Origin of the sequence: Pseudomonas putida (assembly GCF_022627325.1) — a bacterium.
In the GTDB taxonomy this organism is placed as follows: Bacteria; Pseudomonadota; Gammaproteobacteria; order Pseudomonadales; family Pseudomonadaceae; genus Aquipseudomonas; species Aquipseudomonas putida_X.
Genome location: NZ_JAETZZ010000029.1, coordinates 1 through 5118, shown reverse-complemented (window position 1 = coordinate 5118; position 5118 = coordinate 1). Strand labels below are relative to the sequence as shown.

Below are 5118 nucleotides of genomic sequence, written 5' to 3'. Positions count from 1 at the left end.
CCGTATGCCTACCTCAAGGACGTGCTGACACGACTGCCTACTCAACGGGCGAGCGAGATCGAGGCCTTGTTGCCGCATCAGTGGACGCCTGCTTAACGAGCGCAAGGTGTGTTCGCGGGTCGCTTACCGCCTTCCTGCATTTTGTTCATGAAATCGCATAGGTCGCCTGCGATGTTCTCGAGCGTAGGTGCTTTCTTCCCTTGCTCTACTGAAAGCCAGTATAGGTATAGGCTACCGTCGCGCCAGATACTCCCATCAGGCTTAAGGATCACGTAAAGGGTATTAATGCTTGAGGTGTCGTAGGGCAGGCGTTCGACAGGATAGGGGGCAATGCCCAGCCCGTCTTCTGAGATTCCCCCCACCCAATCCATGGCTTGATCGGTGGCGCAGGGCCTCCACAGCTTGACGTTACTCAGCGCCACCTTTGTGAAGAAACCGGTCGGTTCAGGGGGGCTTTCGGAGGGAAGGTGTGAGGTCATGGACATCATCCGATCGGTGATGTCTGTCAATTCAAGTTTAGCTCACGGGTTGTGTCAAATAGCGGGAGCTCACGCGTGATTCTGCACCTTCACCGTATGCAGGGTGATATCGACCACATCGCCATCGGCACCGACCTGGGGCATCTCGATCCAGTCGCCGACATGCAGCATGTCGTTACTGGTGAGCTGCACGCTGGCGACGAACGACAACAAGGTGTCCTTGTACACCAACAGCAATACGGCCGACATCGCACCCAGGCCAGACAGCAGCAACAGGGGGGAACGGTCGATCAGCGTGGCGACGATGACGATGGAGGCGAAAATCCACAGCATCATCTTCGCCAGTTGCACATAACCCTTGATCGAGCGGGTGCGGGCATGTTCGGTGCGGGCATAGATGTCGAGCAGGCCATCGAGCAGGCACGACAGCGCCAGGGTCATGAACAGTAGGGTGAAGGCCAGCGCCATGTTGCCAAGGAAATGCTGGGCGGTATCGGACAGCTCCGGTACCAGTTTCAGCCCGAACTGGATCACCAGCGACGGTGTGGTCTGCGCCAGGCGGTGAAACACTTTGTTGTGGCGCAGGTCGTCGAGCCATTTGAGCGCAGGCTGACGGGCCAGCAGGCGCGTGCCGTGCAGGATCAGAAAGCGCGCCAGGCGGCCGATTACCAGGGAAACCAACAGCAGCACGGCCAGGCCGATGGCGGCGTGGAGCATGGGGTGTTGGTCGAGGGTGCCCCACAGGTCGAGGCTGTCGCGCCAGAGTTTTTGCATATCCATGAGCTTCAGTACGGTCTTTGCTTGCGAAACGAAGCGCCATTAGAGCGCGGTTGGCGACAAAGTTGCCAAAAGAAATTCGGCTCCGGCTGCAGAAAACGTTACCCTATGCAACTGAATTTCCCGCACTTGCCTGAGGTTACCTCCGTGTTCTCCCAATTCGCCCTGCATGAACGCCTGCTTAAAGCCGTGGCCGAGCTTAAATTTGTCGAGCCAACCCCGGTGCAGGCCGCGGCCATCCCCTTGGCCCTGCAAGGGCGTGATCTGCGGGTGACCGCGCAGACCGGCAGCGGCAAGACCGCGGCCTTCGTCCTGCCGCTGCTCAACCGCCTGGTCGACCTCAAAGGCGCGCGCGTCGAGATCCGCGCGCTGATCCTGCTGCCGACCCGTGAGCTGGCCCAGCAGACCCTCAAGCAAGTGCAGCTGTTCTCGCAGTTCACCTACATCAAGGCGGGCCTGGTCACCGGCGGTGAAGACTTCAAGGAACAGGCCGCCATGCTGCGCAAGGTGCCGGATGTGCTGATCGGCACCCCGGGCCGCCTGCTCGAGCAGCTCAATGCCGGCAACCTCGACCTGTCCCATGTACAGGTGATGATCCTCGACGAAGCCGACCGCATGCTCGACATGGGCTTCGCCGAAGACATGGAGCGCCTGTGCAAAGAATGCGAAAACCGTGAGCAAACCTTGCTGTTCTCGGCCACCACCGGCGGCGCGGCCCTGCGCGACATCATCGGCAAAGTGCTGAAAAACCCTGAGCACCTGATGCTCAACAGTGTTTCGCAGCTGGCCGAAGGCACCCGCCAGCAGGTCATCACCGCGGACCACGACCAGCACAAAGAGGCGATCGTGCAGTGGCTGCTGGCCAACGAAAAGTTCGACAAGGCGATCATCTTCACCAATACCCGCGTGCTCGCTGACCGCATCTATGGCCACCTGGTCGCCAAAGACGTAAAAGCGTTCGTGTTGCACGGTGAAAAGGACCAGAAGGACCGCAAGCTGGCCATCGAGCGCTTCAAGCAAGGCAGCTCCAAGGTACTGGTAGCCACCGACGTGGCGGCCCGTGGCCTGGACATCGACGGCCTGGACCTGGTGATCAACTTCGACATGCCGCGCAGCGGCGACGAGTATGTGCACCGCATTGGCCGCACCGGCCGTGCCGGCGGCGAAGGCCTGGCGATCTCGTTGATCACCCACAATGACTGGAACCTGATGTCCAGCATCGAGCGCTACCTCAAGCAGCAGTTCGAGCGCCGTGTGATCAAGGAAGTCAAAGGCACCTACAACGGGCCGAAGAAGGTCAAGGCGTCGGGCAAGGCGGCCGGCACCAAGAAGAAAAAGACCGAGAAGAAGGCTGGCGACAAAAAAGCGGCTGCCAAGCGTAAGCCGACCGCCAAGCCAAAGGCCAACGCGCCACTGGCGAGCTCCGATGGCATGGCGCCGTTGAAGAAGCGCAAGCCTGCTGCTGAGTAATACCCTGCGCTAAGGTGCAATCGGCGGCAAGCCGGCTCCCGGGTGTTTACCTGCGAGCGCTGCTTTGCCGGCGATTGCGCCAGCAGCCCTGCTGTCAATCCGCTTTGTTTTCCGCCTCTTTCAATTCCTTGATCCGCTTGTCGATCAGCTGACACTTGTCGGGCAGGTCCTTGCTCGCGGTGCCCAGCTCCATCCCTTGGAGCTCATCATTGATCTCCTTCGCTTTCTGCGGGTTTTGTTCGGTCAACTGGCTCACCAGCCCTGCCAGTTCCTCACGTTTCTGGGTAGCCTCTTCCGGTGTGCAGGCCCAGGCGGGCAGGGCGCAGAACACGGCAGTCGCACAGGCGATGCGCAGCAGCGGTTTCATCCTTTATACCTCCGGCGGTGGTTGTGCTCGGTGGAGAGCTTGTGAGGCCCGGAAGTTCAGCGTCCGTGACGGGCGGCCGTGCCGGCAAATCTGGCTACCCCTGTGCCGAGAACATTGGAACGTACTCAAACCCCGGTTGGTCCCAACCTGTGTACTCCATTCGTACATAGCAAGAGGCCATAGCCATGAGCATCACTTACGACTGGGACTTGATCGAGCGTTTGTTGCACGAGGTGCAGAACGGCGCCGGTCATAGTTTTACACCACGCCCCTATGCCGAGCAGCACGCTGCGGCGATCGCCTGCGAAGGTCAGCAAGTCACCGATGTGGATCAACTCAAGACCCGTGCCTGCGAGTACGAGAAGCTGCTGTTCGAGCGCGGCTTCATCGAAAGCCGGCCGCCGGAAGAGGGTGGTAACGGCGAGAACTTCGTGCTGACCGAACGTGGTTCGCGGCTGATGAGCCTGATCGACAGCAGCATCCCGGGCTTCGAGCACCCCCGCCAGGTGCTCGATGAACAGGAGGATGCGCTGGACGAAACCACCTTCGAGCAGGTGTCGGCGAAGGCGCAGATCGCTTGAGGTCGTATTGAGGCTGGCAAGGCCTGCTCGGAAAAACCGATAATCGGCAGTTCCTGATTACTGCCGAGCCTTGCCCATGCCATCGATCACCCAAGAGGTCCGCCCATGAGTGCGGCCCGCAAGAATCCCGATGCGTTTGCCTTTCAGGTCATGCTGGGGCTGTGCCTGATCTGGGGTTGCCAACAGGTATTGATCAAATCTGCTGCGGTTGATATTGCGCCGGTGATGCAGGCTGCACTGCGTAACGGCCTTGCCGCCGTGCTGGTTGGCTTGATGATCTGCTGGCGCGGTGGCTGGGGGCAGGTGGGGAGTACTTGGCGAGGCGGGCTGCTGGCCGGCGGTTTGTTTGGCCTGGAGTTCCTGTTCATCGCCGAGGGGCTGAAGCTGACATCCGCGGCGCATATGTCTGTGTTTCTCTATACAGCACCGGTGTTCACGGCACTTGGGCTGCATCTGATGTTGCCCAGCGAGCGGCTGCGCCTGTTGCAGTGGCTGGGCATCGTCTTGGCGTTCGGCGGCATCGCTACCGCATTTGCCGGGGGGCTGTCGTTCGAGGAGATGGACGGGCGCATGCTGCTCGGCGATGCATTCGGTGTCCTTGCCGGTTTGGCTTGGGGGGCAACGACGGTGGTGGTACGGGGTTCGCGTTTGTCTGAGGCGCCTGCGACGTTGACGCTGTTCTATCAGCTGGCGGTGGGGTTTGTCGGGTTGGTGCTGATCGCCTTGCTTAGCGGGCAGATCGACAAGGTCGTGTGGACGCCCTTGGCGGTCGGCAGCGTGCTGTTCCAGGGCATTGTGGTTTCGTTCGTCAGCTACCTGACGTGGTTCTGGTTGCTGCGTAAGTACCTGGCTTCGAATCTGGCGGTGTTTTCCTTCATTACCCCGTTGTTTGGGGTGACGTTTGGCGTGCTGTTGCTGGATGAACCGCTGAGCGTGAATTTTGTGCTTGGGGCAGTGATGGTTTTGCTCGGCGTGGTGCTGGTCAGTGCCGAGCCTTGGGTGAAGCAGCAGTTGCGCAGGTTTGTGGGATAGGCGTCGTCTTTGCTGTACGTGCCGACCGGATCGGTAATCATCCGATCGCGCTCGACCAGATTAGCGTGGCTTTGGGGCCGCTATGCGGCCCATCGCAGGCAAGCCGGCTCCCACCTCCGACCGCGCAGTTCTTCAGGCCTACGCTTCACCTGTGGCAGCAACTGTCTTACTCAACTTCTAAAAGCTGGCGCGATCCCATGTGGGAGATTCTATGGTTATCAGCAAGCCATTTTCCCGCCTTTGGTAACGTATTCGTCCTGATTTCTCATCAGGGCGAATGCCACACGTGCGAGCTTCCTGGCCAGAATTACCAACGCCTGGGTCGTTGCCTTACCGCTGTTTCTGTACTGCTCATATACCCCTTTCCAAGCGGCCGACCTGCTGGCCGCCATTGCTGCGTTATGCAGCAAAC

At 60.0% G+C, this 5118-nt stretch carries 6 protein-coding genes and 2 pseudogenes; 4 read left to right on the top strand and 4 right to left on the bottom strand.

From position 1 onward, the window contains the following. A partial coding sequence (locus JNA92_RS25480; RefSeq protein WP_241805182.1) for a transposase domain-containing protein occupies positions 1-96 on the top strand: 96 nt, incomplete at its 5' end. Here JNA92_RS25480 and JNA92_RS25475 read toward each other — a convergent pair. Both JNA92_RS25475 and JNA92_RS25470 read right to left on the bottom strand, forming a co-directional pair. Next, the gene (locus JNA92_RS25475; protein WP_241807213.1) at positions 93-479 is read right to left on the bottom strand and encodes a hypothetical protein; all 387 of its coding nucleotides are present in this window, start codon (positions 477-479) and stop codon (positions 93-95) included. The genes JNA92_RS25480 and JNA92_RS25475 overlap by 4 nt on opposite strands. Before the next feature lie 78 nt (positions 480-557). Continuing rightward, positions 558-1259, bottom strand: a pseudogene (locus JNA92_RS25470) (mechanosensitive ion channel domain-containing protein); the annotation flags it as partial. Positions 1260-1364: 105 nt separating this feature from the next. Here JNA92_RS25470 and JNA92_RS25465 point away from each other — a divergent pair. After that, complete coding sequence (locus tag JNA92_RS25465; protein ID WP_241807212.1) at positions 1365-2726, top strand: DEAD/DEAH box helicase; 1362 nt, start codon at positions 1365-1367, stop codon at positions 2724-2726. A gap of 94 nt (positions 2727-2820) precedes the next feature. Here the strand turns inward: JNA92_RS25465 and JNA92_RS25460 are convergent, their stop codons facing one another. Then, positions 2821-3093 (bottom strand): hypothetical protein, encoded by a 273-nt coding sequence (locus JNA92_RS25460; protein WP_241807211.1) that lies wholly within the window; start codon positions 3091-3093, stop codon positions 2821-2823. Between the two features lie 185 nt (positions 3094-3278). Here JNA92_RS25460 and JNA92_RS25455 point away from each other — a divergent pair, with 185 nt between their 5' ends. Both JNA92_RS25455 and JNA92_RS25450 read left to right on the top strand, forming a co-directional pair. Further along, positions 3279-3674 carry a transcriptional regulator gene (locus JNA92_RS25455; protein WP_241807210.1) on the top strand — a complete coding sequence of 132 codons (396 nt, stop codon included), beginning with the start codon at positions 3279-3281 and terminating at the stop codon, positions 3672-3674. A gap of 105 nt (positions 3675-3779) precedes the next feature. Beyond that, positions 3780-4706 (top strand): DMT family transporter, encoded by a 927-nt coding sequence (locus JNA92_RS25450; protein ID WP_241807209.1) that lies wholly within the window; start codon positions 3780-3782, stop codon positions 4704-4706. Between the two features lie 218 nt (positions 4707-4924). Here JNA92_RS25450 and JNA92_RS25445 read toward each other — a convergent pair. Further along, a pseudogene (locus JNA92_RS25445) lies at positions 4925-5118 on the bottom strand (IS110 family transposase); the annotation flags it as partial.

Coding starts and splice junctions, on each gene's coding strand:
- JNA92_RS25460 (WP_241807211.1), bottom strand. CDS start 3,093: ATGAAACCGCTGCTGCGCATCGCCTGTGCGACTGCCGTGTTCTGCGCC.
- JNA92_RS25475 (WP_241807213.1), bottom strand. CDS start 479: ATGACCTCACACCTTCCCTCCGAAAGCCCCCCTGAACCGACCGGTTTC.
- JNA92_RS25455 (WP_241807210.1), top strand. CDS start 3,279: ATGAGCATCACTTACGACTGGGACTTGATCGAGCGTTTGTTGCACGAG.
- JNA92_RS25450 (WP_241807209.1), top strand. CDS start 3,780: ATGAGTGCGGCCCGCAAGAATCCCGATGCGTTTGCCTTTCAGGTCATG.
- JNA92_RS25465 (WP_241807212.1), top strand. CDS start 1,365: ATGCAACTGAATTTCCCGCACTTGCCTGAGGTTACCTCCGTGTTCTCC.